At 69.0% G+C, this 26,955-nt stretch carries 29 protein-coding genes and 1 pseudogene; 16 read left to right on the top strand and 14 right to left on the bottom strand.

What is annotated here, in order from left to right; translation table 11 throughout:
• Positions 1 to 79 precede the first annotated feature (79 nt).
• Positions 80 to 649, top strand: a complete 570-nt coding sequence (locus QE416_RS15525; RefSeq protein WP_307317972.1) for a LemA family protein — start codon at positions 80 to 82, stop codon at positions 647 to 649.
• 39 nt (positions 650 to 688) lie between these two features.
• Here the strand turns inward: QE416_RS15525 and QE416_RS15520 are convergent, their stop codons facing one another.
• Positions 689 to 1,930, bottom strand: a complete 1,242-nt coding sequence (locus tag QE416_RS15520; protein WP_307317540.1) for a winged helix-turn-helix domain-containing protein — start codon at positions 1,928 to 1,930, stop codon at positions 689 to 691.
• A 70-nt stretch (positions 1,931 to 2,000) separates the two neighbouring features.
• On the opposite strand from QE416_RS15520, the gene QE416_RS15515 reads away from it, so the two are divergent.
• Together QE416_RS15515 and ilvA are read left to right on the top strand one after the other, a co-directional pair.
• A complete protein-coding gene (locus tag QE416_RS15515) occupies positions 2,001 to 3,191 on the top strand; it encodes an AI-2E family transporter (protein WP_210074237.1) in 1,191 nt (396 codons plus the stop codon).
• Positions 3,188 to 4,417 (top strand): threonine ammonia-lyase, encoded by a 1,230-nt coding sequence (gene ilvA / locus QE416_RS15510; RefSeq protein ID WP_210074239.1) that lies wholly within the window; start codon positions 3,188 to 3,190, stop codon positions 4,415 to 4,417. The genes QE416_RS15515 and ilvA overlap by 4 nt, the downstream gene beginning before the upstream one ends.
• A gap of 134 nt (positions 4,418 to 4,551) precedes the next feature.
• Here the strand turns inward: ilvA and greA are convergent, their stop codons facing one another.
• Together greA and QE416_RS15500 are read right to left on the bottom strand one after the other, a co-directional pair.
• Positions 4,552 to 5,043, bottom strand: a complete 492-nt coding sequence (gene greA / locus QE416_RS15505) for a transcription elongation factor GreA (protein WP_103210960.1) — start codon at positions 5,041 to 5,043, stop codon at positions 4,552 to 4,554.
• Between the two features lie 104 nt (positions 5,044 to 5,147).
• A complete protein-coding gene (locus tag QE416_RS15500) occupies positions 5,148 to 5,543 on the bottom strand; it encodes a DUF4307 domain-containing protein (protein WP_267786838.1) in 396 nt (131 codons plus the stop codon).
• A gap of 63 nt (positions 5,544 to 5,606) precedes the next feature.
• On the opposite strand from QE416_RS15500, the gene QE416_RS15495 reads away from it, so the two are divergent.
• Entirely contained in the window at positions 5,607 to 5,882 is a 276-nt protein-coding gene (locus QE416_RS15495; RefSeq protein ID WP_210074243.1) for a hypothetical protein, read from the top strand.
• Positions 5,883 to 5,969: 87 nt separating this feature from the next.
• Here QE416_RS15495 and QE416_RS15490 read toward each other — a convergent pair whose 3' ends face one another.
• Positions 5,970 to 6,662, bottom strand: coding sequence for a hemolysin III family protein (locus QE416_RS15490; protein ID WP_210075304.1), 693 nt, complete (start codon positions 6,660 to 6,662; stop codon positions 5,970 to 5,972).
• A gap of 164 nt (positions 6,663 to 6,826) precedes the next feature.
• On the opposite strand from QE416_RS15490, the gene QE416_RS15485 reads away from it, so the two are divergent.
• On the top strand, positions 6,827 to 7,600 hold the full coding sequence (locus QE416_RS15485; RefSeq protein WP_267789395.1) for an isoprenyl transferase: 774 nt from the start codon (positions 6,827 to 6,829) through the stop codon (positions 7,598 to 7,600).
• A gap of 205 nt (positions 7,601 to 7,805) precedes the next feature.
• On the top strand, positions 7,806 to 9,167 hold the full coding sequence (locus QE416_RS15480; RefSeq protein ID WP_373458864.1) for a PhoH family protein: 1,362 nt from the start codon (positions 7,806 to 7,808) through the stop codon (positions 9,165 to 9,167).
• A 386-nt stretch (positions 9,168 to 9,553) separates the two neighbouring features.
• Here QE416_RS15480 and QE416_RS15475 read toward each other — a convergent pair whose 3' ends face one another.
• The 7 genes from QE416_RS15475 to xseA are packed head-to-tail and all read right to left on the bottom strand — an operon-like array spanning position 9,554 to position 16,045.
• On the bottom strand, positions 9,554 to 10,210 hold the full coding sequence (locus QE416_RS15475; RefSeq protein ID WP_210074244.1) for a response regulator transcription factor: 657 nt from the start codon (positions 10,208 to 10,210) through the stop codon (positions 9,554 to 9,556).
• On the bottom strand, positions 10,207 to 11,622 hold the full coding sequence (locus QE416_RS15470) for a cell wall metabolism sensor histidine kinase WalK (RefSeq protein ID WP_307317533.1): 1,416 nt from the start codon (positions 11,620 to 11,622) through the stop codon (positions 10,207 to 10,209). The genes QE416_RS15475 and QE416_RS15470 overlap by 4 nt, the downstream gene beginning before the upstream one ends.
• A gap of 49 nt (positions 11,623 to 11,671) precedes the next feature.
• Positions 11,672 to 13,066 (bottom strand): class II fumarate hydratase, encoded by a 1,395-nt coding sequence (locus QE416_RS15465; RefSeq protein ID WP_307317531.1) that lies wholly within the window; start codon positions 13,064 to 13,066, stop codon positions 11,672 to 11,674.
• A gap of 31 nt (positions 13,067 to 13,097) precedes the next feature.
• Positions 13,098 to 13,784 (bottom strand): carbonic anhydrase, encoded by a 687-nt coding sequence (locus QE416_RS15460; protein ID WP_373458863.1) that lies wholly within the window; start codon positions 13,782 to 13,784, stop codon positions 13,098 to 13,100.
• A complete protein-coding gene (locus QE416_RS15455; RefSeq protein WP_307317529.1) occupies positions 13,781 to 14,413 on the bottom strand; it encodes a DUF4245 family protein in 633 nt (210 codons plus the stop codon). Before QE416_RS15455 ends, QE416_RS15460 begins: the two co-directional genes overlap by 4 nt.
• Positions 14,413 to 14,640, bottom strand: coding sequence for an exodeoxyribonuclease VII small subunit (locus QE416_RS15450; protein WP_210074251.1), 228 nt, complete (start codon positions 14,638 to 14,640; stop codon positions 14,413 to 14,415). Before QE416_RS15450 ends, QE416_RS15455 begins: the two co-directional genes overlap by 1 nt.
• A gap of 10 nt (positions 14,641 to 14,650) precedes the next feature.
• The gene (gene xseA, locus QE416_RS15445) at positions 14,651 to 16,045 is read right to left on the bottom strand and encodes an exodeoxyribonuclease VII large subunit (RefSeq protein ID WP_307317526.1); all 1,395 of its coding nucleotides are present in this window, start codon (positions 16,043 to 16,045) and stop codon (positions 14,651 to 14,653) included.
• Positions 16,046 to 16,110: 65 nt separating this feature from the next.
• On the opposite strand from xseA, the gene QE416_RS15440 reads away from it, so the two are divergent.
• The 6 genes and pseudogenes from QE416_RS15440 to QE416_RS15420 all read left to right on the top strand — a co-directional run bounded on the left by QE416_RS15440 (position 16,111) and on the right by QE416_RS15420 (position 19,597).
• The gene (locus QE416_RS15440) at positions 16,111 to 17,172 is read left to right on the top strand and encodes a 4-hydroxy-3-methylbut-2-enyl diphosphate reductase (RefSeq protein WP_210074255.1); all 1,062 of its coding nucleotides are present in this window, start codon (positions 16,111 to 16,113) and stop codon (positions 17,170 to 17,172) included.
• Positions 17,169 to 17,753, top strand: a complete 585-nt coding sequence (locus QE416_RS15435; protein WP_307317523.1) for a DUF6264 family protein — start codon at positions 17,169 to 17,171, stop codon at positions 17,751 to 17,753. Before QE416_RS15440 ends, QE416_RS15435 begins: the two co-directional genes overlap by 4 nt.
• Positions 17,754 to 17,808: 55 nt before the next feature.
• On the top strand, positions 17,809 to 18,312 hold the full coding sequence (locus tag QE416_RS15430) for a sigma-70 family RNA polymerase sigma factor (RefSeq protein ID WP_267786848.1): 504 nt from the start codon (positions 17,809 to 17,811) through the stop codon (positions 18,310 to 18,312).
• Positions 18,309 to 18,413: pseudogene (locus tag QE416_RS16540) on the top strand (zf-HC2 domain-containing protein); the annotation flags it as partial. The gene QE416_RS15430 and the pseudogene QE416_RS16540, both read left to right, overlap by 4 nt.
• A 177-nt stretch (positions 18,414 to 18,590) precedes the next feature.
• On the top strand, positions 18,591 to 19,007 hold the full coding sequence (locus tag QE416_RS15425) for a hypothetical protein (RefSeq protein WP_307317518.1): 417 nt from the start codon (positions 18,591 to 18,593) through the stop codon (positions 19,005 to 19,007).
• Positions 19,008 to 19,051: 44 nt separating this feature from the next.
• Positions 19,052 to 19,597, top strand: coding sequence for an MOSC domain-containing protein (locus QE416_RS15420; protein ID WP_307317516.1), 546 nt, complete (start codon positions 19,052 to 19,054; stop codon positions 19,595 to 19,597).
• A gap of 185 nt (positions 19,598 to 19,782) precedes the next feature.
• On the opposite strand, the gene fbaA is transcribed toward QE416_RS15420, so the two are convergent.
• Positions 19,783 to 20,811 (bottom strand): class II fructose-bisphosphate aldolase, encoded by a 1,029-nt coding sequence (gene fbaA, locus QE416_RS15415; RefSeq protein WP_210074264.1) that lies wholly within the window; start codon positions 20,809 to 20,811, stop codon positions 19,783 to 19,785.
• A gap of 177 nt (positions 20,812 to 20,988) precedes the next feature.
• Between fbaA and glpX the strand changes: the two genes are divergently transcribed.
• Both glpX and QE416_RS15405 read left to right on the top strand, forming a co-directional pair.
• Positions 20,989 to 21,978 carry a class II fructose-bisphosphatase gene (gene glpX, locus QE416_RS15410; protein ID WP_210074266.1) on the top strand — a complete coding sequence of 330 codons (990 nt, stop codon included), beginning with the start codon at positions 20,989 to 20,991 and terminating at the stop codon, positions 21,976 to 21,978.
• Positions 21,979 to 22,453: 475 nt separating this feature from the next.
• On the top strand, positions 22,454 to 22,663 hold the full coding sequence (locus tag QE416_RS15405) for a UDP-N-acetylmuramyl pentapeptide phosphotransferase (protein WP_210074268.1): 210 nt from the start codon (positions 22,454 to 22,456) through the stop codon (positions 22,661 to 22,663).
• A 57-nt stretch (positions 22,664 to 22,720) separates the two neighbouring features.
• On the opposite strand, the gene QE416_RS15400 is transcribed toward QE416_RS15405, so the two are convergent.
• Both QE416_RS15400 and QE416_RS15395 read right to left on the bottom strand, forming a co-directional pair.
• The gene (locus QE416_RS15400; protein WP_307317514.1) at positions 22,721 to 24,046 is read right to left on the bottom strand and encodes a DNA recombination protein RmuC; all 1,326 of its coding nucleotides are present in this window, start codon (positions 24,044 to 24,046) and stop codon (positions 22,721 to 22,723) included.
• Between the two features lie 54 nt (positions 24,047 to 24,100).
• A complete protein-coding gene (locus QE416_RS15395; protein ID WP_307317511.1) occupies positions 24,101 to 24,694 on the bottom strand; it encodes a 3'-5' exonuclease in 594 nt (197 codons plus the stop codon).
• A gap of 268 nt (positions 24,695 to 24,962) precedes the next feature.
• Here QE416_RS15395 and QE416_RS15390 point away from each other — a divergent pair, with 268 nt between their 5' ends.
• Both QE416_RS15390 and ychF read left to right on the top strand, forming a co-directional pair.
• Positions 24,963 to 25,712, top strand: a complete 750-nt coding sequence (locus QE416_RS15390; RefSeq protein ID WP_307317508.1) for a class I SAM-dependent methyltransferase — start codon at positions 24,963 to 24,965, stop codon at positions 25,710 to 25,712.
• A gap of 40 nt (positions 25,713 to 25,752) precedes the next feature.
• Positions 25,753 to 26,826 (top strand): redox-regulated ATPase YchF, encoded by a 1,074-nt coding sequence (gene ychF / locus QE416_RS15385; protein WP_103210940.1) that lies wholly within the window; start codon positions 25,753 to 25,755, stop codon positions 26,824 to 26,826.
• Positions 26,827 to 26,955 lie beyond the last annotated feature (129 nt).

The following is a 26,955-nucleotide window of genomic DNA, read 5'->3' as shown; positions in this document are numbered from 1 at the left end:
AGTACCTGTCTCCACCCGTAACGCGGCGCGACCCGCCGTTACAATGGAGGGCAATCTTCCGAACGGAGTGTGGGGACTTATGTGGGAGTGGCTCGTACCGGTCATCGTGATCGTCGGCATTCTGGTCATCGCTGGCATCTACCTGTGGGCCACCTACAACAGCCTCGTCGCGCTCAATGTGCGCGTCGACGAGGCGTGGAGCGACAGCACGGTTCAGCTCAAACGTCGCGCCGACCTGCTGCCGAACTTGATCGAGACGGTGAAGGGCTACGCCGCGCACGAGAAGGCCGTGTTCGAGAACGTCACGCGCGCTCGGGCCGAGACGCTGTCGGCGCAGAGCCCCGCCGAAGCCGGTGTCGCTGAAGGACACATGCAGCAGGCGCTGAAGTCGCTGTTCGCGGTCGCCGAGGCGTACCCGCAGCTCCAGGCGAGCCAGAACTTCCTGCAGCTCCAGCACTCGATCGTCGACACCGAGGACAAGATCCAGGCATCGCGCCGGTTCTACAACGGCGGCGTACGCGAGTTGAACACCAAGATCAAGGTGTTCCCGAACAACCTCTTCGCCCGTCAGCTCGGCTTCCACGAGCGGGAGTTCTTCGAGGTCATCGACGGCGCAGCGATCGCCGAACCGCCACGCGTGCAGTTCTGAGTCGACGCGCCCCCTCCGCTTCGGCAGAGGGGGCGCGTTTCAGTTGACGCGACCGTCGGGGTGTTCGTGCCGCTCGGCGCGCAGGGCCCCGGCCAGATCTTCCGCCGCGTCGCCCCACCGCGAGACCGTGACGCGGTCGAGGCCCTGCCAGCGCGCCGCCGTGAGCAGCTCCGCGGCGAGGCGCTCGGCGGCGTTCGACGGCGCCCCGCGCTCCCACCACGCGGACTGAACGCGCAGAGCGCGTGACGCGCGGTCGGCCTTGAGATCGATGCGTCCCACGACGTCGTCTCCCACGAGGACGGGCAGCGAGTAGTAGCCGAAGCGGCGTTGCGGCGCGGGGGTGTAGATCTCGATGCGGTAGTCGAAGTCGAACAGCCGCTCGGCGCGGTCGCGGAACCACACCACGGGGTCGAACGGGGTGAGGATGGCTGCGGCATCGACCTTGCGCGGCCGGGCGGCGTCGCGGTGCAGCCATGCCTTGGCCGGTCGACCGGCGACCTGCCAGCCCTCGACGGAGACGGGGATGAGCTCGCCGGCGTCGACCAGATCGCGGATGCCGGCCATCACCGCCGGTCGATCGCGGATGCGCCAGTAGTCGGCGAGGTCGGCCGCCGTGGCGACGCCGTACGCGATGGCGGCGCGACGCACGAGCTCTCTGATCGCCTCGGCGCGGGGAACGGAGGTCTCGAGCGCCGCCGGTGGAAGGACATCGGAGACGAGGGCGTAGCGCCGCTCGAAGCCGCGCCGGCCGGCGATGGCGACATCGCCGAACAACCAGAGGCGCTCCAGGCCGTTCTTGACGTCGTCCCACCCCCACCAAGAGCCGCGAGAGCCGCTGCGGGCGTCGTGTTCGATCTCGGCGGGACGGAGTGGACCGCGGTCGGCCAGCTCGTCGCGCAACCACCGCAGAAGAGGCTGGTTCGCCTCGGCCCACGCGTCGCGCTCGTACTTGGCCCGGAGCTCGTCGCGACGGAACTGCAGCAGGGGCCAGTCGTCGACCGAGACGAGGGATGCCACGTGCGCCCAGGATTCGACCCATTTCGGCCTGCGCGAGAAGGCGAGCTTGTCGAGCAGTGCGGGGTCGTAGCCGCCCAGTCGCGCGAACAGGGGCATGTAGTGCGAGCGGGAGAAGACGTTGACGGAGTCGATCTGCAGGATGCGCATGCGCTGCAGCGCACCGGTGATCTGACGCGTTCCCACCGTGGCGGGGCGCGGCCGGGCGAAGCCCTGAGCTGCCAGGGCGATGCGGCGAGCGTCGGCGCGGCGGAGCGTCGTGGTCATGCGTTTCACCGTACCCACACCCTCCGACATCGCCGCCAGAGCGCAGTCGGCGCGGCGGTAGGCTGGCGGGATGAGCGGAACCGGTCCCGACGAGCGAGGGTCCTTCCTCGACGCCCTCAAGCGGCGCACCGTGTCGAGTGACCTGCAGCCGCCCGTCCCACCGGGTCTGCGGCAGGCGACAGCGTACGCGTGGCGGTTGCTGGTGATCGCCGCGGCTCTCGCGGTGGTGATCTTCGTCGTTATCCAGCTGAAGCTGCTGGTGATCCCGCTGCTGGTCGCCGTGCTGATCTCGGCACTGGTGTGGCCCGGGTTCTCTTTCCTGCTGCGGCACCGCTGGCCGAAGTGGCTCGCCATCATCGTCACGGTGCTGGGCACGCTCGCGATCATCGCGGGTCTGGTGTGGGTCGCCGTGTGGCAGATCTCGCGGCAGTTCGGGTCGGTGCGCAAGCAGACCGAGGCATCCGTCCAGCAATTCCGCGAGTACTTGATCAGCGGCCCCCTGCATCTGAGCGCTCAGCAGATCGACGACGGGCTCACGCGGGCAGGGACCTTCCTGCAGCAGCAGGGCGAGGTCATTTGGACCGGGGCCCTCACGATCGGCTCCACCATCGGGCACGTCGCGACCGGCGTGCTGTTGACGCTCTTCATCCTGCTGTGCCTGCTCGCCGACGGGGGCGGCATCTGGCGGTGGACGACGCGCCTCTTCCCGCGCGCCGCCCGACCAGCGGTCGACGGTGCAGGTCGCGCCGGCTGGCGGACCATCAAGAGCTACGCCCGCACCCAACTGCTCGTCGCGACGATCGACGCGATCGGCATCGGTCTCGGCGCCTTCCTGCTCGGCGTGCCCCTGTCGATCCCGATCGGTGTGCTCGTCTTCCTCGGCGCGTTCATCCCGTTCGTCGGCGCGGTCGCGACCGGGGCGCTCGCGGTCTTCATCGCCCTCGTCTACAACGGCCCGCTCATCGCCCTGTTCATGCTCATCGTCGTCCTCGGGGTACAGCAGTTCGAGAGCCATGTGCTCCACCCGATCCTGATGGGCTCGGCCGTCAAGGTGCACCCTCTCGCGGTGGTGCTCGTCGTCGCAGGAGGCGCGATGATCGGCGGCATCGCCGGCGCCCTGTTCGCGGTTCCCCTCGCCGCATTCGTCAACGTCGTCGCCGTCTACCTCAGCACGAAAGCGTGGAAGCGCGACGGTGAGACCCTGGCATCCCCGGATCTGATCTGGCGGACCGTCCCGCGCGAGCGCGGAAGGAGATCATGAACGACACTCCCACCCTGGCCGAGTTCGAGGATGCCGCGCAGAACCTGCGCGGCATCATCACGCGAACGCCCCTCGACGAGTCGCTGCACCTGACCGAGCTCCTCGGTGTGCCGGTCAACCTCAAGCTCGAGAACCTGCAGCGCACCGGATCGTTCAAGATCCGCGGAGCGACCTACCGCCTGTCCCGTCTCACCGAGGAGGAGCGGGCGCGCGGGGTCGTCGCAGCGTCCGCGGGTAACCACGCGCAGGGCGTGGCGCTCGCCGCGCAGCAGCTCGGTATCGCAGCCACGATCTTCATGCCCCTGGGTGTTCCGGTCCCCAAGCTCCTCGCCACGCGCGGATACGGTGCCGAGGTGATCCTCGAGGGCGCGACCGTCGAGACGCCGCTGCGACTCGCCGCCGAGTTCGCCGAGCGCACGGGTGCCGTGCTCATCCACCCCTTCGACCACCGCGACATCGTCGTGGGGCAGGGGACCCTGGGCCTCGAGCTCGTCGAGGACATGCCCGATCTCGAGACGGTCATCGTCGGCATCGGCGGGGGAGGGCTCGCCGCGGGAGTCGCCGCCGCCGTGAAGGCGCGTGCCGCAGCCGAGGGCCGAGCGGTGCGCATCATCGGCGTGCAGGCGCACAACTCCGCCGCCTACCCCTCGTCGCTCGCCGCGGGGTATCCGATGCAGGTCGAGACCACCCCGACGATCGCCGACGGCATCGCGGTCGCCCGCCCCGGCGACCTGCCGTTCGAACTCATCCGGCAGTACGTCGACGAGGTCGTGACTGTCACCGAGGACGACATCGCCCGCGCGCTGCTCGTGCTCCTCGAGCGCGCCAAGCAGGTCGTCGAGCCCGCCGGAGCCGTGGGCGTGGCGGCGATCCTCGCCGGCAAGGTGAAGGCCAGCGGCCCCACGGTGACGATCCTCTCGGGCGGCAACATCGACCCCCTCCTGTTGCAGCGGGTCGTGGCGCACGGGCTCTCGGCATCCGGTCGCTACATGTCGCTGCGGATCCCGCTGCCCGACCGCCCGGGCCAGCTCGCCCGGGTATCGGAACTGCTCGCAGGCGTCGGCGCGAACGTCATCGAGGTGCTGCACACCCGCCACGGACAGGGCCTGCAGATCAGCGAGGTGATTCTCCAGCTCAGCGTCGAGACACGCGGTGAGGAGCATCGGGCGCTGGTGATCGCGACGCTCGAGAACGCCGGGTTCATCGCGACCGTCGTTCCGAACTGACGCGTCAGGGCCTCGACCGGGAGGCTGGTCGAGGCGCGTCCAGCGTGGTCGCACGGCCCCGGCCGCGGCGGTCCGGAAACATCGCGAGCCCGCCCACCCCGGCAGCGGGGGAGCGGCTCGCGAACGAAGGCGGGTTACTGACCCGAGTAGGTCTCGACCTTGACGACCTCGACCTGGATCTCTTTCCCATTGGGCGCGGTGTACGAGCCCTTGTCGCCCTCTTTGAGGCCCATGACGGCCGTGCCGAGAGGCGAGGCCTCGCTATAGACGTCGAGCTCGGAGTTGGCCGCGATCTCGCGGTTGCCGAGCAGGAACTTCTCTTCGCCGCCGGCGACGATCGCCGTGACGACGGTGCCCGACTCGACCACGCCGTGGCTCTCGGGCGCCTCGCCGACCTTCGCGTCTTTCAAGAGAGCCTGGAGGGTGCGGATGCGCGCCTCCTGCTTGCCCTGCTCGTCTTTCGCGGCGTGGTAACCGCCGTTCTCCTTGAGGTCGCCCTCTTCGCGCGCGGCCTCGATGCGCTTCGCGATCTCTTCGCGGCCCGTCGTCGAGAGGTGCTCCAGCTCGCTGTGGAGGCGGTCGTAGGCGTCTTGCGTGAGGAACGTCACCTGAGCGTCGTTGGACACGGGTACTCCTTCGTCGAGGCGCTGACGGCGGTGTCTGCAGCCGTCGGCGGGGGATATGTCGAACGCCCCGGCATCGAGCCGGGGCGCGTCGTGATTCCGCGAGTTTACGGCACCCAACAGGCGTTGACAAAACCTGTGGTCGCCAACGACAGGGTCGGAATCGTTTCCGTGAAGGCGCGAGATGCGTCGTCGGATGCCGGGTACTGCACCACCCTCCAGCCCACGGTGCCGTGGTCCTCGTCGCGGGCCTCGAGGGCGCACGCGACCGGTTCTCCCACGGGGGCGGTGATCTGGAAGCTGCTCGAGACGGTCTTGTCGTCGATGACGGTGAAGCCGGTGTCGGTGGCGGTCACCGAGGCGGCGCTGTTCGTGAACGTCGTATAGCCGAGATACCCGATGGCGCCGAGGGCGAGCACCGCGACGATCGCCCAGCCGACGATGCGTCGCCGGGGCGAACGCGTACGCCCGTACCGGTCGTCGAGCAGGGCTTGCGTCGTCATGGTCTCCCCGGGCTTTAGGCTGGAGTACCAGGCTACGCGCTTCCGTCCGGACCGAAGGACTCCATGCACTCCGTGATCGTCGCTCTCGCGACCACACCCTCCCCGGTCGTCACGCCCGACGAATCGATCGTCACCCCCGGGCCGCTAGGCTTCGCCGCGATCGCTTTCATCGGTATCGCGGTATTCCTCCTGGTATGGGACATGCTGCGTCGCATCCGCCGCGGTCGTTACCGCGAAGAGGTCAACGCCGAACTGGATGCCGAAGAACAGGCGCGCGCGGCTCAGGACGCCACCACGACCGACGACCAGGACATCGACCCGGCCGCTCCCCGCAACTGACTACCGGCCGTGAGGGGGCGGCATCCGGTATCGGTCGCCCGATGTCGACGTGTCGTGCCGAGGGCCTGAGCAGCCGCGTCGAGTCGTTCAGCCTCCGTGGTACGCCGGAGCGAGAGCGATGAGCAGGCACGCCGTCCAGTGGCAGAGAAACGCCAGCACGGTGCACACGTGGAAGATCTCGTGGAAGCCGAAGTGCCCGGGCCAGGGGTTGGGCTTCTTGAGCGCGTAGACGATCGCACCCCCGGTGTAGAGCAGGCCGCCCACGACGACCAGCACCATCATCGCGACGTTCGCCGCGAGCAGGTCGCCCAGATACATCACGGCCGCCCACCCGAGCGCGAGATAGAGCGCGACGTAGAGCCAGCGCGGCGCGTTGATCCAGAAGACGCGGAACAGGATGCCGAGGATCGCCCCGCCCCACACGATCGATAGCAGCAGCACGGTCTTCTGCGTCGGGAGAGCCAGCACGGCGAGGGGCGTGTAGGTCCCCGCGATCAGCAGCAGGATGTTCGCGTGGTCGATGCGCTTGAGCACCGCGAGGGTCCGGGGCTTCCAATGGAAGCGGTGGTACAGCGCCGAATTGCCGAACAACAGCATCGATGTAGCCATGAACACGGCTGCGGCCCACTTGCCCGCGGTCCCCTGCGCCAGGGCGATCAGCACGATGCCGGCGGCGATCGCGACGGGGAAGGTCGCGGCGTGGATCCAGCCGCGCCAGGTGGGCTTGAGATCGGCCTGCGCGCCCACGGCGCCCGCTTCCAGAAGGGGGAGCTGGGGCATGTCGGGGCCATCTGCGGGGGGCGAGCTCGTCACGACTCCGACCCTACGTCTGCGAGCATGCTTCGCGCGGAACATGGGGAATCCGCTCACCGTTCCCCCAGGGAGGATGACCCGTTTCCGAGGTCGAGGCAGCCTCGACGCGGTAGCGTAGGCGCGTGGCGCGCATGCGGAAGAACGAGGGGCGGGGACCGCTCTACCGTCTCTACATCTCGCGCCTTCGCCGTCGCATGCCGGCCACCGTGCCGCACCACGTCGCCATGATGATCGACGGCAACCGCCGGTGGGCGCGTCAGCTGGGCTTCGACAGCGCGGCGCACGGTCATCGGGCCGGCGCCGCGAAGATGCACGAGTTCCTCCGCTGGTGCGACGACCTCGGTATCGAGGTCGTGTCGCTGTACCTGCTGTCGAACGACAATCTGGTCAAGCGCGACAGCCAGGAGCTGCAGGATCTGCTCGAGATCATCGCCGAACTCGCCGCCGAACTGTCGCACGAGCCGAATTGGCGGGTCAAGCACGTGGGGCGGGCCGAGGGGCTGCCCACCGAGCTCGCCGAGGTGCTGCACGAGGCCACGGAGCGCACGCGCGGCCACGACGGACTGCACGTGAATCTCGCCGTCGGCTATGGCGGGCGTAGCGAGATCGTGGATGCCGTGCGCTCGATCATCGCGAAGCACGACCAGTCGGGCGGGTCTCTCGAGGAACTCGCCGCGAGCCTCACGCCCGAGCAGATCGGGGAGCACCTGTACACGGGGGGACAGGCCGATCCCGACCTCGTGATCCGCACCTCCGGTGAGCAGCGCCTCAGCGACTTCCTGCTCTGGCAGTCGGCGCACTCGGAGTTCTACTTCGTCGAGGCGCTCGGCCCCGACCTGCGCGAGGTGGACTTCCTCCGCGCGATCCGCGACTTCGCGGCGCGCGATCGCCGCTTCGGACAGTAAACGATCTCGACGACGGGATCGGCGTGAACATGCTGTTTACGAACTCGTCACTTTCGCGGCGTGTTAACGACCCCGGGTGGTGTCGACGGGCCGTACGGTGATCTCATCGGACACGGAGTCCGGTCGAGTCGACCTTCGGATCGCGACTCGTGACCCACAGGTCGACTCGTGAAAACCGGGTGAACACCCGGGTCGGGAGTGGGTTGTGACTGCACGAGCACCGTACGACCAGCATCACGTCGTCGAGAGCACCGAGTCCGAAGCGGGAGTCGATCAGGCCCTGCGCACGTACGTCCTGGACACCTCCGTCCTGCTGAGCGATCCGCGGGCGTTCTTCCGCTTCGCGGAGAACTCGGTGGTGATCCCCGTCGTGGTGATCACCGAGCTCGAGGGAAAACGTCACGACCCCGAGATCGGGTATTTCGCCCGCCAGGCGCTCCGTCACCTCGACGAACTCCGAATCGAGCACGGCCGCCTGGACTTCCCCGTCCCGGTCGGCACCGGTGGCACCCTTCGCGTCGAGCTGAACAACACCGACCAGCAGGTACTGCCCTCGGGCATGCGCACGGGTGGCAACGACAGCCGCATCCTGGCCGTCGCGATGAACCTCGCCCAGGACGGCGCCGAGGTCACCGTGGTGTCGAAGGACCTCCCGATGCGGGTGAAGGCGGCATCCCTCGGACTGAGTACCGAGGAGTATCTCGCCGAGCAGGCCATGGATTCCGGTTGGACCGGAATCGCGTCGATCGATCTATCGGGCGACGAGATCTCCGATCTCTACGAGACCGAGGTCGGCGTCAGCGAGGTGGTGAAGGGCCTGCCGATCAACACCGGACTCGTCATCCACTCCGAGCGCGGCTCGGCGCTCGGCCGTGTCACCGGCAAGGGGGAGTACCGCCTTGTGCGCGGCGATCGCGACGCCTTCGGACTGCACGGCCGGTCCGCCGAGCAGCGCATCGCCCTCGACCTGCTTCTCGACCCCGAGGTGGGCATCGTCTCGCTCGGGGGTCGTGCCGGTACCGGCAAGTCGGCGCTGGCGCTGTGCGCCGCCCTCGAGGCCGTGCTGGAGCGTCAGCAGCAGAAGAAGATCATCGTCTTCCGACCGCTGTTCGCCGTGGGCGGGCAGGAGCTGGGTTACCTTCCCGGCGATCAGGCCGAGAAGATGGGTCCCTGGGGCCAGGCGGTCTTCGACACCCTCGGGTCGGTCGTGTCGGGCAACGTCCTCGAAGAGGTGCTCGCGCGGGGTCTGCTCGAGGTTCTCCCGCTCACGCATATCCGCGGTCGTTCGTTGCATGATGCTTTCGTCATCGTCGACGAGGCGCAGTCTCTCGAGCGGAACGTCCTGCTCACCGTGCTCAGCCGCATCGGCCAGAACTCGCGCGTGGTGCTCACGCATGACGTCGGGCAGCGCGACAACCTGCGCGTCGGTCGCCACGACGGTGTCGCCTCGGTGATCGAGACGCTGAAGGGCCACGGCCTCTTCGGGCACGTGACGCTCACGCGGTCCGAGCGTTCGGCCATCGCCGCCCTCGTGACGGAGCTGCTGGAGGCGGGCGAGCTGTCGTAACGGTCACGGAAGAGGGGCCGGGATGCCGTGGCATCCCGGCCCCTCTTCCGTGATGTGGGAGCGACACGGGCATGCCCGGGTCGAGGCGGTTTGCGTTCGCGCTCAGAACGGCGGGGTACGCATCGTTCGACCAGGCAAATCCGGGTGCGGCGGCGCTGGCGCCTTGATGAGAGGGTTCTCATTTTGGGCTCTCCGCCTTCTCACGATGGCCCGTCAGAGTAGAGCCATCGACGAGGGAGACCTCGTCACCCGCCTCGGCGGTTCCCCCAGGAAAAACACGAGAACGTCACGTGCAGGTCACCGCTCTTCGGGTGAGTCGGAAGACCACAGTGAGCGTCTCCCCAAAACCCCCGGTTCCCCCGCCGGGGGTTTTCGGGTTGTACGCGTCATTCCCAGCGATAACCCGCGCCGCGCACGGTGACGATATGGGATTGGCCGATCTTGGCCCTCAGATAGCGCACGTACACGTCGACGACGTTCGACGAGGGGTCGAAGTCCATTCCCCACACGCGGCTCAAGAGCTGCTCACGGCTGAGCACCTGACCGGCATGGCGGATGAACTCCTCGGCCAACGAGAACTCCCTCGCGCTGAGATCGATCTCCCGGCTGCCGACGGTGGCCCGCCGGGCGAGCACGTCGAGCGAGACGTCACCGTGTGCCACGGTCATCGGGCCCACGGTGACGGGTTCTCGCATGCGCGAACGCACCCGGGCGAGGAGCTCGTCGAACTTGAACGGCTTGGCGACGTAGTCGTTTGCGCCGGCGTCGAGCCCGTCGACCGTGTCGCGCGTGCTCGTGCGGGCGGTGAGCATGATGACGGGGATCTGCGAGCCCTGCCCGCGGAGGCTCCGCAGCACCTCGAAGCCGTCCATCGTCGGTAGGCCGACGTCGAGCAGGACGAGGTCGATGTCGCCTGACAGGGCGGTGTCGAGAGCCTCGGCGCCGTCGGAGATGATGAGGGTCTGATACCCGGCGGCCTCCAGCCCCTTCGAGACGAACGCCGAGATGCGTTCCTCGTCTTCTGCGATGAGGATGCGTGTCATCCGGTGGCCTCTCTCTGCATGACGACGTCACCGGCGCGCACGGGCGTCGGAAGCTCAGCGGGGGACTGCGCCCCGGTCACGGGGATGTGCAGGGCGACCGTCGCGCCGCCGCCGGGGGTGTCACCGACGGTGCAGTGCCCGTCGTGTGCCTTGGCGATGGCATCCACGATGGACAACCCCAGCCCCGACCCGTCTACCCCGCGCCCCGTCGACAGGCGGTCGAAGCGGCGGAACACGCGGTGGCGGGCGGCGGGGGGAATGCCGGGGCCGTGATCGCGCACCCACAGGTGCGCCGTGACGTCGTCGGCGGTGCTGCCGATCTCGATCGGGGTGCCCTCGGGGGTGTACTTCGCCGCGTTGTCGGCGAGCTGCAGCCAGGCCTGCACGAGGCGATCTGCGTCGCCGTGGATGCGCACACGTGCGCGCTGCTCGACGGTCCACGTGTGCCCCGGGATCGCGCCCGCGAGTTCCGCGACGCGGTCGGTGAGGGCTCCCACATCGATGACCGCGGCCTCGAGCGCTCCGCTCTCGACATCGGCCAGGGTGTCGATGTCGTCGACGAGCCGGGCGAGGCGGTCGAGCTCGGCGATACCGAGGTCACGCGTCTCGGTCACGTCGTGGGGGTCGGCCGGGTCCATCATCTCGAGGTGGCCCCGGACGATCGTGATGGGGGTCTTCAGCTCGTGCCGCACGTCGTCGAGCAATTGCCGCTGCGCGTCCACGGACATCGCCAGTCGATCGAGCATCGAGTTGACCGAGGTCGTCAGGTCGGAGATCTCATCGTTGCCGTGTGCGCGCAAGCGCATGCCGAGGTCGTCGATGGTGATGGCGTCGGTGGTGTCGCGCAGGCGCCGGAGGGGAGAGAACAGGCGCCCCGTGACGAACCAGCCGGCGACGGCGACCAGCAGCAGCACCACGAGCCCCGAGACCCCGTAGGTGAGCGTCGAGAGCGTCACCAGTTCCATGCGCTGGTCGATGGAGATGACCTGGACGGCGACTCCGTCTCGCGTCTGCACCGCGGCATACAGCACGGGTCCGTGGGTGCTGTCGACGCGGCCCCGGTCGTTGCCGAGACTGATCTCATCGGCGAGGGATGCCACGAGCTCGGCGTCGTCGCCGATCGACAGCCCCGGTGGGGACGGGGTAGTCGCGAGTACTCGACCCCCGTCGAGCGCCACGGTGCCGTCGGTCCGGCCGGGAACGGCCGCGGCGACGAGCGTGGCGGCATCCTGGCTGCTCGTCGACAGGGTCGAGACGAACCCGTCGAGCTGGCGCTCGGCGTTGGCCACGACGCGCTCGCTCTGCACGAGGAACGTCACGCCGCCGGCGATGATCATGCCGAGCAGCACGACGCCGAGGATCGCGCCGAGGAAGCGCACGCGCGTCGAGACGGGTCTCGTCGTGCGGCTCATCCTCTGATTATGGCGCGCCTCGGCGTCGTGGTCGTGCGGGTGGGGGTGATCAGCCCGGGTGGGTCATCGACAGCAGGTCGAGTTTGGCGTCGAGAACTTCATCGGTGATCTCACCGCGCTCGACGTAGCCGAGGTCGACGACCGCCTCGCGTACCGTGATGCCCTTGGCGACCGCGTGCTTCGCGATCTTCGCCGCGGCCTCGTAACCGATGACCTTGTTCAGCGGGGTGACGATCGAGGGGGACATGCCCGCGAACGCCTCGGCGCGCGCGACGTTGGCCTCGAGACCGTCGATGGTCTTGTCGGCGAGGACCCGCATGGCGTTCGAGAGCAGACGGATGGACTCCAGGAGCGCGGTGCCCATCACCGGGATGGCGACGTTGAGCTCGAACGAGCCCGAGGCGCCCGCCCATGCGACGGTCGCGTCGTTGCCGATGACCCGCGCGCACACCATGAGCGTCGCCTCGGGGACGACCGGGTTGACCTTGCCGGGCATGATCGAGGAGCCCGGCTGCAGGTCGGGGATGTGCAGCTCGCCCAGACCGGTGTTGGGGCCGGAGCCCATCCAGCGGATGTCGTTGTTGATCTTGGTCAGCGAGACCGCGATCGTGCGGAGCGCGCCGGATGCCTCGACGAGACCGTCGCGGTTCGCCTGGGCCTCGAAGTGGTCCTCGGCCTCGGTGATGGGCAGCTGGGTCTCGGCCGCGAGCAGCTCGATGACCTTCTGCGGGAAGCCGAGGGGCGTGTTGATACCGGTGCCGACTGCCGTGCCGCCGAGGGGGACTTCGCCGACGCGGGGAAGCACGGCCTCGACGCGCTCGATGCCGAGGCGCATCTGGCGGGCGTAGCCGCCGAACTCCTGGCCGAGGGTGACGGGGGTGGCGTCCATGAGGTGGGTGCGGCCCGACTTCACGATGCCCTTCCACGCCTCGGCCTTGGTCTCGAGCGCCGCCGACAGGTGCTGGAGCGCCGGGATCAGGTCGGTGATGAGCGCCTGGGTGACGGCGATGTGCACCGAGGTGGGGAAGACGTCGTTCGACGACTGCGAGGCGTTGACGTGGTCGTTGGGGTGGACCGTGTCGCCGAGGATACGGGTGGCCAGCGTTGCGAGCACCTCGTTCATGTTCATGTTCGAGGAGGTTCCGCTGCCGGTCTGGTAGGTGTCGACCGGGAAATGTGCGTCGTGCGTGCCGGTGATGACCTCGTCGGCGGCCTGGGCGATGGCGTCCGCGATGTCTCCGTCGAGGGTGCCGAGCTCTTTGTTGGCGAGAGCGGCGGCCTTCTTGATGCGCGCGAGGGCGGCGATCTGCGTCGACTCGAGGCCCGAGCCCGAGATGGGGAAGTTCTCGACCGCGCGCTGCGTCTGCGCGGCGTAGAGGGCGTCCTTGGGTACCCGCACCTCACCCATGGTGTCGTGTTCGATGCGGTACTCGATGTCGGTCACGTCGTCGTTCCTCCGGTCGTTCGTTCGGTTGTCAGATGCGGGCGTCTTCGACCCGAGGGTCGTCGACGCGGGGGTCGTCGACATCGCCCACGATGACGACGGGGAAGGCTTCGCCCTCATCGAGGCGGTAGTTGGCGCCGACGACGGCGGTACGACCCTCGGCCACGGCTTCGCTGATCAGCTCGGACGCGCGCAGCAACTCGCCCACCGTGTGACGGAGGTGCTCGCGGCCCACGAGTTCTGGGTCGACGACGTCGGGGAGGTGGCCGTCCACGGCGGAGGCTCGCTGGACGCGGCGCACGGCCGGGACGATGGGCGCGATCTGCCGCCAGATGTAAGCGGGGAGGGTCGGGGCGTCGACGCCCGTGCTCTCGATGGCCGCGCCCACCGCCCCGCAGGCGTCGTGCGCGAGCACCACGATGAGGGGAACCTCGAGCACGCCCACGGCGTACTCGAGGCTGCCGATCACCGAGTCGGAGATGACCTGACCGGCGTTTCGCACGACGAAGAGATCGCCGAGGCCCTCGTCGAAGATGATCTCGGCCGCGAGGCGCGAGTCGGAGCACCCGAAGAGTGCGGCCGTCGGATGCTGCGAGCTCGCGAGCTCGGTGCGACGTTCGACGTCTTGGCGCGGGTGCGCGGGGGCGCCGGAGACGAAGCGCTCGTTGCCCTCCACCATCTGCTGCCAGACCTGACGGGGAGTCATGCGCTCGCTCACGGAATCTCTCTCAACTGCTCGATCTGAGACGTGACGGACGAGGCCGCCAACGCTGCGGTCTCGGGGGCGGCGTCGCCGTAGACGAGCACGTAGTCGGGCCCGGCCGGGGTGGCGAGGGCATAGTCGATGTTCCCGGTGCCGGAGGGATTCGACGGGCGGTACACGTTCCACGTGATGCCGTCGATCTCTGTGGTCTCGGTGCTACGGGTGCCGTCGAGCACCTGAGCGACCCACGTCTCGTCGGCCTCGAAACCCTGCGCGACGCGGAGGAAACCGCTCTCGCCCGAGCGAACGTAGACCATGGTCCACGCCTCGGTGCCGCCGACGCCCTCGGTGCTCGCCTGGTTGACGCGCCACCCGTCGCCGAGGGAGGGGGAGAGCACCGGTCGACCCAGGTCGCTCTGCATCTCGGACGCGAGGGCCGAGACGTCGATGTCGGGGCGGGGGGCCGGCTCGCCGCGAGGGACGGCCGCGACCACGATCAGCACCACACCGACGGTGACGATGAGCGCCGCGATCAGATTGCGGAAGGTCTTGCTGGAGCGGTACCGACGCGAGGACTCGGCCTTGCGGTCGGCCGCCTCTTGCGGGGTCTCGGGTCGGCCGAGGTGGGCGACGACGCGAGCCATCAGTCGTCACCCTCGCCGCGGGCGGCGTCGAGGCGACGCTTCGCGCCGAGCAGCCATTCCTCACAGCGGGCGTAGAGCTTCTCGCCGCGTTCCCACAGTGCGAGCGACTCTTCGAGGGTCGGGGCGCCCTGCTCGAGCTCGGCGACCACGCGCACGAGTTCGTCGCGGGCCTGCTCGAACGACAGGTTCGCGACGTCGACGGCGGGGCCGGGGGTCGTCGCGGTCATGGCATCCATTCTAGGCGCGCCCCGCCGACACCCCGTCGCCGGGTGCCTCGTCGTCGAGCGGACGATCGACGGATGCCGAGGATTCGGCCGGCTCCGCGCTCTCACGGCTGCGGGTCGCGGCTCCGTGGACGACGGCGTCGGGGACGCCGCCCTCCGAGCGGGCGGTCAGCGTTCCTTCTTCGATCGTGAGCCGAAGCGCGGTCCCGGCCGGGGCGTGAGCCGCGTCGCGCAGGACCGAGCCGTCGGGCAGCTGGGCGATCGCGTAGCCGCGGGCGAGCGTCGCCAACGGCGAGAGCGCGCGCAACCCCGCGCCCAGTTCGCTCGTGCGCCGCCGCTCGGCCTCGATGCGGCGGTCGACGATGTCGCGCCCGCGGTTCGAGAGCATCCACAGCTCCTGGGCGCGGGAGGTGAGCATGGAATGGGGAGTGCGCAGGGCCGGTCGCGAACGAATCTGCTCGAGCTGCGCGATGTCGTGCAGCACGCGTTGGGTGAGACGCCCCGTGAGCCGGGCGCGCAGCTGCGAGACGAGCGCCCGCTGCTCGCTCACGTCGGGCACCACGCGCTTGGCGGCGTCGGTGGGCGTCGAGGCGCGCACGTCCGCGACCTCGTCGAGGAGCGGCCGGTCGTTCTCGTGCCCGATGGCGCTGACGACGGGAGTGGATGCCGCGGCCACCGCGCGCAGCAAGCGCTCGTCGCTGAAACCGAGCAGCGTTTGCGGGTCTCCGCCGCCGCGAGCGATCACGATCACGTCGACCTCGGGGTCGGCATCCAGGATCTTCAGGGCCGCGAGGGTCTCGGGGACGCACCGGTCGCCCTGGACGGCGGCGTGCTGGGTGCGAAAGCGCACGCGAGGCCAGCGGAGCTCGGCGTTTCGGTGGACGTCCTTTTCGGCGTCGGAGTTCTCGCCCGTGATGAGACCGATGCAGTGGGGGAGGAACGGCAGCTTCTTCTTGCGCACCGGGTCGAACAGGCCCTCGGAGCGCAGCTGGACACGGAGGCGCTCCAAGCGCTCGAGCTGTTCTCCGAGCCCCACGTGCCGCATCGCCGAGATCGCGAACGAGAAATCGCCGGTGCGGGGGAAGTAGTCGGCCTTCACGCACGCGACGACGTGGTCGCCCACCTTCAGGTCTTTCGGCAAGCGGTTGAGGGTGCTCGACCAGATGCGGAAAGCGACCGTCGACTCGGTGCCGAGGTCTTTGAGGCGCCCGAAGACGTTGCCACCGCGGCGGTTGAACGAGGTGATCTCGCCCTCGACCCAGACCGAGCCCCAGCGCTCGATGAAGCCGCGGATCGTGTCGTTCAGTCGCGACACCGACGTGGGGGCGTCGGTGCTCGAGTCGCGGGGGTGCACGCTGTCGGCGGGCGGGGCCTGGCCCGCGATGGTCTCGGGCTGAAACGAAGTCATGGTCTCCGGAGGGTCGAGGGGGGCGGTTCGGCCGGTGTTCAGGGGCGTCCCGGTAGAATCGAGGCGTGAGCTCACCTGCCGTCCACCTGCCCGTTCCCCGTATCCCGGGTCGACGCGGGCGGCTCCAGGATATCCCCGTGAAGGGCCAGAAGAAGGTGCTGCTGGCGGCGCCCCGAGGCTACTGCGCCGGTGTCGACCGCGCGGTCATCGCCGTCGAGAAGGCCCTCGAGCGTTACGGCGCCCCGGTCTACGTGCGCAAGCAGATCGTGCACAACATCCACGTCGTGACCGAACTCGAGAAGAAGGGTGCGATCTTCGTTGAAGAGGTCGACGAGGTTCCCTCGGGCGCCCACGTCGTGTTCAGTGCCCACGGTGTGTCGCCGGCCGTCGTGTCCGCGGCATCCGACCGGGGCCTGCAGGCGATCGATGCGACGTGCCCGCTCGTGACCAAGGTGCACCGCGAGGCCGTGCGCTTCGCCCGTGACGACTTCGAGATCCTGCTGATCGGTCACGAGGGGCATGAAGAGGTCGAGGGCACGGCCGGCGAGGCCCCCGAGCACGTGACGGTGGTGAACTCTCCCGACCACGCCGACACCATCGAGGTGCGCGACCCCTCGAAGGTGGTGTGGCTCTCGCAGACCACGCTGTCTGTCGACGAGACGATGGAGACCGTGCGGCGCCTGCGCGAGCGCTTCCCGCAGCTGCAGGATCCGCCCTCCGACGACATCTGCTACGCCACTCAGAACCGGCAGGTCGCGATCAAGAAGGTCGCCGTCGGTGCGGACCTCGTCATCGTGGTGGGTTCGGCGAACAGCTCCAACAGCGTCCGGCTGGTCGAGGTCGCCCTCGAGCACGGCGCCAAGGCCGCCTACCGTGTCGACTACGTCGACGAGGTCAAGCAGGAGTGGCTCGAGGGGGTCGAGACGGTCGGCGTCACCAGCGGCGCCTCGGTCCCCGAGGTCCTGGTGACCGAGGTGCTCGACGAGCTCGCGGGAGCGGGCTACCGCGACATCGAAGAGGTGCGCACCGCCGAGGAAGACCTCATCTTCTCGCTCCCCAAGGAGCTGCGACAGGATTCCAGCGGCAAGCGCGACGAGCGCGCGCTGGGCGGCCGGGGGCGCGCGTGAGCGACGCCGAGCCGCGCACTCCGGCCGACGAGGCCCGCCCTCGTCCGCAGTACGGCGAATACGCCACCCCCGAAGAGCAGCGCGCGCGCATCCGGCGTCCCGAGGTGACCGAGGCCCTCGAGGCCGGCGTAACCCCGCAGCCGGAACCGGTCGTCGAACAGAGTGCCGCGGCGAAGCCCTCACCGATGCCCGCTCCCACCACCCGCGGGGGCCAGATCGACCGGATCGTGACGTTCGGCCTGCTCATCTACGGTCTGTTCTCGGTCGTCACCAGCATCATCCAGCTGCTCAACTTCCCCGAGTACGCGAACAACTTCGCCCGGGTCTTCCGGGTCGATGCGACGTTCACGAACCTCACGGCCGGATATCTCTGGGGCGCCGCGGCCGCGGCCGTCACCGGCATCGGATGGCTGCTCACGGCGATGTTCACCTGGCGGTCCATGAAGCGCGGGCGTATCTCGTTCTGGATCCCCATCGTCGGGGCGCTGGTCAGCACGGTCATCGCCGCCGTCCTGTCTCTGGTCGGCATGGCGAGTGATCCGCAGTTCTTGTCGGCCGTCATGGGCAGCGTCTCGAACTGAACCGTTCTGCGCGGCATCCCGTGTTCCTAGAAGAAGAGGGAAAGGGGATGCCGCGGTGCGAGACGAACACGCGCAGCTGACCGCGCTGTACGACGCGCACGCGACCCCCGTCTGGCGCTACGTCGTGAGCCTCACCGGTGATCACGCGGGAGCCGACGATGTCGTACAAGAGACGCTGCTGCGCGCCTGGCGGACGCCTCGGGTGATGAGCGACGATCCCGCGAAGCTGCGGTCGTGGATGTACACCGTCGCCCGCAACCTCGTCATCGACGAAGCGCGAAGCGCGCGGCGTCGGCACGAGCATCCGGTCGACGAACTGCCCGAGGTGGTCCGCGACGACGACACCGACGCGATGTTCGACGCCCTCCTCGTGGAAGAGGCGCTCGCCACCCTGACTCCTGACCACCGCGCCGTCATCGTCAGCGCTTACTACGGTGGGCGCAGCGTCGCTCAGGCCGCCGAGGAGCTCGGTATCCCGGCCGGAACCGTCAAATCGCGACTGCATTACGCGGTGCGGGCATTGCGGCTCGCGCTGCAGGAGAGGGGGGTGACCCGATGAACGACGAACACGATCGCCTGTCTATGTCAGACGGCGCCTACGTGTTGGGGGCCCTGTGTGCCTCGGACCGCGCCGAATTCGAGGCTCACCTGGCGGTGTGCGCCGAATGCCGAGCGTCTGTGGCCGAGCTCGCTCCCACCGCGGGCCTTCTTTCCCGGCTTTCCCCCGAACGGGCTCGAGCGCTCAGCGCGACGACCGGACCTGTTCCGCTGGCCTCACCCGACCCGGCTCTGCGGGGACGCGTCGTCGGGGCCGCCCGACGTCGTCGCACGCGCCGCGTGGCAGTGTGGACGCTCGCGGCATCCATCGCCCTGGTCGCCGTCGCGGTGCCGAGCGTCTTCGCCGTGAACAGTGCGGTGCAGCAGTCCTCGGGGACGGTCTATGCCCTCGACGACGTGGCCGGCGCGCCACTCGAAGCCTCGGTCAAGCTCACGTCGGCGCCCTGGGGCACTCGCATCGACCTCGTCTGCCAGTACACGGGGCAGGTGCTCGACGCCCCTCCGGGCGGCTGGCCCTACGCTCTCGCGATCACCGACGACTCGGGCACGACGAGCGTGCTCTCGACCTGGCGCGCCGACCCGGGCTCGACCACCGAGCTGAGCGCCGGTACCGACCTCTCCGCCTCCAACATCGGTGCGGTCGAGATCCGGTCGCTCGACGGCGACACCGTCGTGATGCGGCGGGAGTTCGAGTGACCCGCTCGTCTGCCCGTCGTCCTCCGACGATCTAGCATCGATCCATGCCTCACCTCGTTGCCGTCTGCGCCGTCCACAGCCTGCACCCGGATTCCGGATCCGTCGGGGTGACGGCGATCGACAAGCGCGCCATCGAGGGGAGCGTGCGCGTCGGCAAGCTCGGCATCCGCTCCGACGTGCAGGCGAGTCGAAAGCACCACGGCGGGCCGGACAAGGCGGTCTACGCCTACACCGAGGAAGACGCGACGTTCTGGGAGCGTGAGCTGGATCGCGAGCTGCATCCCGGCTGGTTCGGCGAGAACCTGCGCATCGCGGGACTCGACGTCAATGGTGCGCGTGTCGGCGAGATCTGGCGCATCGGCGACACCGTCGAGGTCGAGGTCACGATGCCCCGCACCCCGTGCGCGACCTTCGCGCGATGGGTCGGCGGCTCGGCGGCGCGGGGCTGGGTGAAGCGGTTCTCCGACGAGGGGCGGCTCGGCGCGTACCTGCGGGTCCGTCGCGCGGGCGACGTGCGAGCCGGGGATGCCATCGAGGTGCTGTCCTCGCCCGAGGGGGCGCCCACCGTGCTCGAGGTGTACCGGAGCTGAGCCGCGTCGTCTCACGGGTGGTCGGCGCGCCGAGACGGCATTTCGCTGACAGTTCGGTTGCAGCCTGACGCCGGATCGTCAGCGAGATGCTTTTTCGCCGGACCGAAACGCCCGGCCCGGGGCTCGGCATCCGGAAACGACGAACGCCCCGGCTCGAGCCGGGGCGTTCGCGCAGACGTGTTCGGTCAGTGCTGGGACTGGCCGTACGAGCCGAGCTGCTTCGTGGCCTCGACGACGCGGACGGCCATCGCCGACTCGGCGACCTTGCCCCAGGCGCGGGGGTCGTAGAGCTTCTTGTTGCCGACCTCTCCGTCGAGCTTGAGCACGCCCTCGTAGTTCGAGAACATGTAGCCCGCGATCGAGCGCGTGAAGGCGTACTGGGTGTCGGTGTCGATGTTCATCTTCACGACGCCGTTGGCGACCGCGAGGGCGATCTCTTCGTCGGTCGAGCCGCTGCCGCCGTGGAACACGAGGTCGAGGGGCTTGGCGCCGGTGCCGAACTTGGCAGCGATGCCCTCCTGGATCTCACCGAGCAGCTCGGGGCGGAGCTTGACGCCACCGGGCTTGTACACACCGTGCACGTTGCCGAAGGTGAGGGCCGAGATGTAACGACCGTTCTCGCCGAGACCGAGGCGCTCGACGGCCTTGGACACGTCAGCGACGGTCGTGTAGAGAGCCTCGTTCGAGCCCTCGTGCTGCACGCCGTCTTCTTCGCCGCCGACGACGCCGACCTCGATCTCGAGGATGGCGTTGATGTTCTTCATGCGGGGAAGGAGCTCCGCCGCGATGTCGATGTTCTCGTCGAGAGGAACGGCCGAGCCGTCCCACATGTGCGACTGGAAGATCGGGTTGCGGCCGGCCTTGACCTCTTCCTCAGAGGCTTCGAGCAGCGGCAGGACGAAGCCGGGCAGGGCGTCCTTGGGGCAGTGGTCGGTGTGGAGGGCGACCGTGATGGGGTAGTTCTTCGCGACCTCGGTCACGTACTTGGCGAATGCGAGAGCTCCGGTGGCGCGGGCCTTGACGGTGTGGCCTGCGAAGTAGTCGGCACCGCCCGTGGTGACCTGCAGGATGCCGTCGGAGCCGGCCTCGGTCAGGCCCTGGAGCACGGAGTTGATGGTCTGCGAGCTCGAGACGTTGATCGCGGGGTACGCGAAGCCGCCGGCCTTCGCGCGGTCCAGCATGTCGGCGTACTGCTCAGGGGAAGCGACGGGCATGGAGGTGCTCCTTGGTGTTGTCGGGACACCGTCACTCTAGCGAAGCCACCGGATCGTGACGCGGCGGGCACGGCAGGAAGAGGACACTTCTGCCGAACCGTTAAGAACCGTGATTCCTTCGTTGCACATCCGGTCAAATCCGGCGATTGTCCACGCTTTGCTGGATACAGTGGCCGCATGGTGAGCCTGACTGCCGACATGAGCCCTTTGCACCCCGACCGCAACCTGGCGCTCGAGCTGGTGAGAGCGACCGAGGCGGCGTCCATCCGTGCGGTCCCGTTCATCGGCCGGGGCGACAAGGAAGCCGCTGACGGAGCGGCCGTCGACGCGATGCGCGCGTTCTTCAGCACGGTCAACTTCGACGGAACGATCGTGATCGGTGAGGGCGAGAAGGACAACGCGCCCATGCTCTACAACGGTGAGCGCGTCGGCAGCGGCCGCGGACCCCAGTGCGATGTGGCCGTCGACCCGATCGACGGCACGTCGCTGACCGCCGCGGGGCGCCAGAACGCCCTCTCGGTCATCGCCGTCTCGGATCAGGGCACGATGCTCGACGCATCGAGCGTCTTCTACATGGACAAGCTCGTCACGGGCCCGGCCGGAGTCGGCGTCGTCGACATCCGACTCCCCATCGCCGAGAACATCCGCCTCCTGGCGAAGGCGCTCGGCAAGCCCGTCGACGAGATCGTGGTGTCGGTGTTGAACCGTCCGCGGCACGAGAAGCTCATCGCCGAGATCCGCGAAGCCGGGGCCGGCACGCGGCTCATGAGCGACGGTGACGTCGCCGGCGGCATCAACGCCGCCCGCCACAACGCCCGCACCGACATGTGCGTCGGCATCGGCGGCAGCCCCGAGGGCATCGTGACCGCGTGCGCGATCAAGGCTCTGGGCGGCCACATCCAGGGTGTCCTGGCCCCGCGCAACGACGACGAGAAGGAGAAGGGCCGGGATGCCGGCCTCCAGGTCGACGGCGAGGTCTACGAGGCCGATGGTCTGGTGAAGGGCAAGAACACGATCTTCGTCGCGACGGGCGTCACCGACGGCCAGCTCGTGCAGGGTGTGCGTCGCGAGGGGGACTTCCTGTACACCGAGAGCGTCGTGCTGCGTGGCGCCTCGGGAACGCTTCGCCGCATCTCGTCGGAGCACCTGACGTCGAAGTGGCTGTGACGTTTGGGCTGACGCTTCGGCGTTGAGTCGCTGGGCGGACGCCACGGCGTTGACGTCACGGCGCTGACGCCACGGTGCTGACGCCACGGTGCTGATGTGCGAGTGCTGACGCCACGGCGCTGGGGTCTCGCTAGGACTCTGGAGTCGGTGTCGCGATGTCGTCGTGAGCTTGTGTTGGGGGCTTTCCGTCCGAGACACCTCTGATCGTGAGACTGCATCTCGCTGACAGATCGGTTGCAAGTCGCAACTGTCTTGTCAGCGGAATGCCGTCCCGGCGGTGGGGCGGGGGCCCGGCGTCCGAGCACGCTCCGGCGCCCGGGGGAACCGGCGACGTGCCGAGAGTCCCGCGATGTGCAGATACAGCCGGGCGTGTCGTGACGCAAGCGTGACCGGCCCCGGAGGCCGTGTCTGGCAGAATCGAACGCAGTGTCAACGGCGACGCTGTGTTCTTCCGAGACCCGAAGGGGGATCGTCCATGGCAGCTCCGACGAATCACACCGCACCTCAGACAGGTGCACAGGCGGTCATCGCCAGCGCGGTCGATCCCGCGCGGCGACCGGACGTGCTGTTGCGCGTGCGTCGCGACGAGGGTCACGAGGTCAGCGCGTGGTGGATGGTCGGTGCGTTCGTCGCCGTTTCGACCGCCGTGGTCAGCCTGCTGAGCTGGGTTCCCGGCGGCGCCTGAGCCGCACGGCCGTCGTTCCGCTCGCTCCTGTGAACGCGGCGACGGGCGCGTGATCCTCTACGACTCGTCGTCGAAAAGACCCGCCCGCTCGCGAATGGCTCCCACATCGGCGTGCGCCGCCGCCTGGTCGCCCGCGGTGTCTTCCCGTGGAGCGTCGCCGTCCCCCATCTCGATCATCTCGGGTGCCGTCCACCGACGCGGTGCCGCTTCGAGAGCGGCGGGCGCGGAAACCGCGTCGAGCCTCGTCTCGTCGATCCCGGGAAACTTGCGCGCCGTCACGAGCACCCGCGACTCCAACGACCCGGCGAACCGGTTGTAGCTGTCGACGGTCTTCTCGATCGCCCGTCGCAGGTCGTTCGCGTGCTCGGCCAGCTTTCCGACGCGTTCGTACAGCTCCGTGCCCAGCGCGAAGAGCGTCCGGGCTTCGTCGGAGACGTCCTGCTGGGTCCAGGTGAACGCGACGGTCTTGAGCACCGCCCACAGGTTGACGGGGGAGGCGAGAGCAACACGTCGCGTGAAGGCGTAGTCGAGCAGGGTCGGGTCTTCGTCGAGGGCCGACGCGAGCAGCGACTCGCTCGGGAGAAAACACACGACGAACTCCGGGCTCGTGGTGAGGCCCGCCCAGTACGCCTTCTTCGCCAGGGCATCGACGTGCGCGCGCACCGCTCTCGCGTGCTTGGCGAGAAGCGCCGCACGACGGGCCCCTTCGTCGCCGTGCGCCGTCACCGGAATCGCGCTCGCCTGCAGGTACGCGTCGAGGGGGGCCTTGGCATCCACCGCCAGGGACTTGCCTCCGGGGAGGCGCACCACCATGTCGGGGCGACCAGCACCGGCATCGCTCGAGATCGCCGTCTGCAGGTCGAAGTCGACGTAGCGCGTGAGCCCGGCGGCTTCGACGACCCGGCGCAGCTGGGTCTCGCCCCAGACGCCCCGCGTGGTTCCGGAGCGCATGGCTGAGGCGAGCGACTCGGTGGTCGCGCGAAGGGCCTCGTCGGCTTCGCGGGACAGGCGCAGTTGCTCGCCGAGGGCGGAGTACTGCTCGACCCGGTCGCGCTCGAGGCCGTCGACCTTGCGCTGCATGGCGTCGAGCGTCTCGCGTACCGGGTCGAGCGCGCGCAGTACGGTCTGCTCCCGGCGCTCGCGCTCTTCGCGGGCCGCTTGGTCGGCGCGCGATTGACCCACGAGCTCGCGGTACAGCGAGATCTGGTGGTCGAGCTGCGCCTGCACGCCGTCGCGCGCGGTCTCGGCCGCGGCCACCCGTGCGCCCAGGGCCTGCTCGCCGACGGCGTGGCGGGCGGCGGTGCGCGAGGAACCCACGAACCACCCGCCGACGACGCCGACGGCGAGGGCGAGGATCGCGAAGACGAGAGCGATGGCATCCATGGGGTCAGCTTGCACCAGACCTCCGACATCGCCGGAGAGACTGTCCGATGGGGGTTAGGCGACCGCCCGCTCGGCGGGCTCGGCGACGATCTGCGAGACCCGCACGCCCAGATGCGCAGCCAGGGCGTGCACGTCATCGGCGCCCGCGCGGCGGGCGCAGTCGATCGTGATCTCGGCACAGGCGACGGCGTCGGCGAGAGCGTCGTGGTGCGCGAAGGGGGAGCAACCCGCCTCGGCGGCGACAAGCGGAAGGCGGTACGAATCGAGCGTGTACGTCTTGCGAGACATCTGCACACTGCACATGTAGCGGTACGGCGGGCACTCGTCGCCGGTCGCGGCGCACGCGCGACGCAGCACCGACATGTCGAAGCCCGCGTTGTGCGCGACCAGGACGTCGGCGCCGGCGAACGCGGTGAGACGCTCGAGCTGGGCCGACCAGTCAGGGGCGTTCACCACGTCGGAGGGCTGAATGCCGTGGATCCCGACGTTGATCGGGGCGAAGTGGTCGTGACCGGCGGGAGGCTTGATCAGCCAAGCCGCGGTTGCGACGACACGGCCGTCGCGGACACGGGCAAGACCCACCGCGCACGCCGACGCACCACTGGAGTTCGCCGTCTCGAAGTCGATCGCGGTGAAGTCCAAAGCCACGGGACCACACTGCGCCGGGACCGCCGTGTCGCGGAGGAGGCGCGCCGGGGCGGGTTCGCACAGCCGCTGTTGTCTGCCCGACCCCGGAGGCGGCCCGCTCGTGCCGTCGCGCGGAGATCATCGACGACACGCCGGCCTCTGGCATCCGCCCACGTCGTGTCGCCCCCAAACTCCGCGGGACGGATCGCGGGCGGCGGGTCGTTCGCGCCCCGCCACCCCTTTCGACCGCGAACGGGGCATGTCGGAGGGGCGGCGTAGGGTCGGGGACATGACCGATCGCGAGAAGTCGACCTCGTTCGGGCAGGCGGCCTCCGCCTACGAATCCGGGCGTCCGGGGTATCCCGCCGAGGCCGTGGCGTGGTTGCTTGCGCCCGTGCGGGAGCCGGGCCGCGCGCTCCGCGTGGCCGACGTCGGCGCGGGGACGGGCAAGCTCACACGCGCCGTCGTCGAGCTCGGCGCCGACGTGGTGGCGGTGGATCCGGATGCCGACATGCTCGCGACCCTTCGAGAGAACGCGCGGGGCGTGCCCACGTTCGTCGGGACGGCCGAGAATCTGCCCCTGCCCGATTCCGGCTTGGACGCCGTCGTCATGGGACAGGCCTGGCACTGGGTCGACGTCGAGCCGGCGTCTCTCGAGACCGCCCGCGTGCTTCGCAGCGGGGGAGTGCTCGGGCTCATCTGGAACATCCGCGACGATCGCGTCGACTGGGTGCGGCGGCTCACCGCGGCCATGGGCGGCTCGAACGCCGAGGTCCTTCTCGCCACGGGCGGCCCACGCGTCGCCGAGCCCTACGCCCACCTCGAGCACCGCGAGTGGTCATGGGAACGGCGCATCACCCTGCCGCAGTTGCGTGACCTGGTCGTCTCGCGCAGCGACATCATCACGGCCAGCCCCGAGAAGCGCGCGGGCATCGAGGCCGCGGTCGATGCAGTCGTGGCATCCGTTCCCGAACTCGTCGACGCAGGCTCGGTCGCGTTGCCGTACGTGACCCACGCGTTCCGGGCGCGTCGGCCGTGACGCGAGTGGCCGGTCTCCGGGCCGGGTAACCTGGACTCCCGTGGCTCTTACCATCGGAATCGTCGGCCTTCCCAACGTCGGAAAATCGACCCTCTTCAACGCTCTGACCAAGAACTCGGTGCTCGCGGCGAACTACCCGTTCGCCACCATCGAGCCCAACGTCGGGGTCGTGAACCTTCCCGATGTGCGCCTGCAGAAGCTCGCCGACGTGTTCGGCAGCGAGCGGCTCGTGCCCGCCGCGGTGTCGTTCGTCGACATCGCCGGCATCGTCCGCGGCGCGAGCGAGGGCGAGGGCCTCGGCAACCAGTTCCTCGCGAACATCCGTGAAGCGGATGCCATCGCACAGGTCGTCCGCGGGTTCGCCGACGACGACGTGGTCCACGTCGACGGTTCGGTCAACCCGGCGAACGACATGGAGACCATTAACGCCGAGCTGCAACTCGCCGACCTCCAAACGCTCGAGAAGGCCATCACCCGGTACGAGAAAGAGGTCAAGGGCAAGAAGCTCGACCCCTCGGTGCTCGAGGCCGCCAAAGCCGCGCAGGATGCTCTTCAGCGCGGCGTGCTGCTGTCGGCATCCGGAATCGACCTTTCACCGATCCGCGAACTGGGTCTGCTCACCGCCAAGCCGTTCATCTTCGTCTTCAACGTCGACGAGGCCGTCCTCACCGACCAGGCCCGCAAGGACGAGCTCGCCGCCCTGGTCGCGCCCGCGAAGGCCGTGTTCCTCGACGCGAAGATCGAGTCGGAGCTCATCGACCTCGACCCCGAGGACGCCGCCGAGCTGCTCGCGTCGACCGGCCAGGACGAGTCCGGTCTCGACCAGCTCGCCCGCATCGGGTTCGACACGCTCGGCCTTCAGACCTACCTCACCGCCGGTCCCAAAGAAGCCCGTGCCTGGACGATCCCGCAGGGCGCGAAAGCGCCGCAGGCCGCCGGTGTCATCCACACCGACTTCGAGAAGGGCTTCATCAAGGCCGAGGTCATCTCGTTTGACGACCTCGTCGAGCTGGGCTCGGTCGCCGAGGCCCGCGCGAAGGGCAAGGCGCGTCTCGAGGGCAAGGACTACGTCATGCAGGATGGCGACGTGGTGGAGTTCCGCTTCAACAACTGAGTCTTCCGCGAGTGCGGAGACGACAGAAGCGGCCCGCACACGCCGACCGGCCTGCTGCGCGCCTGCGCACATATCTCGTGGCCGTGACCGCCGTAGGGTCGTGAGCTCTCGCGGGACGACCGAGACGGG

This window comes from Microbacterium sp. SORGH_AS_0421, assembly GCF_030818635.1.
GTDB lineage: Bacteria > Actinomycetota > Actinomycetes > Actinomycetales > Microbacteriaceae > Microbacterium.
Note: the sequence above shows the minus strand (reverse complement) of the source record. Positions and strands in the feature narration are given on the sequence as shown.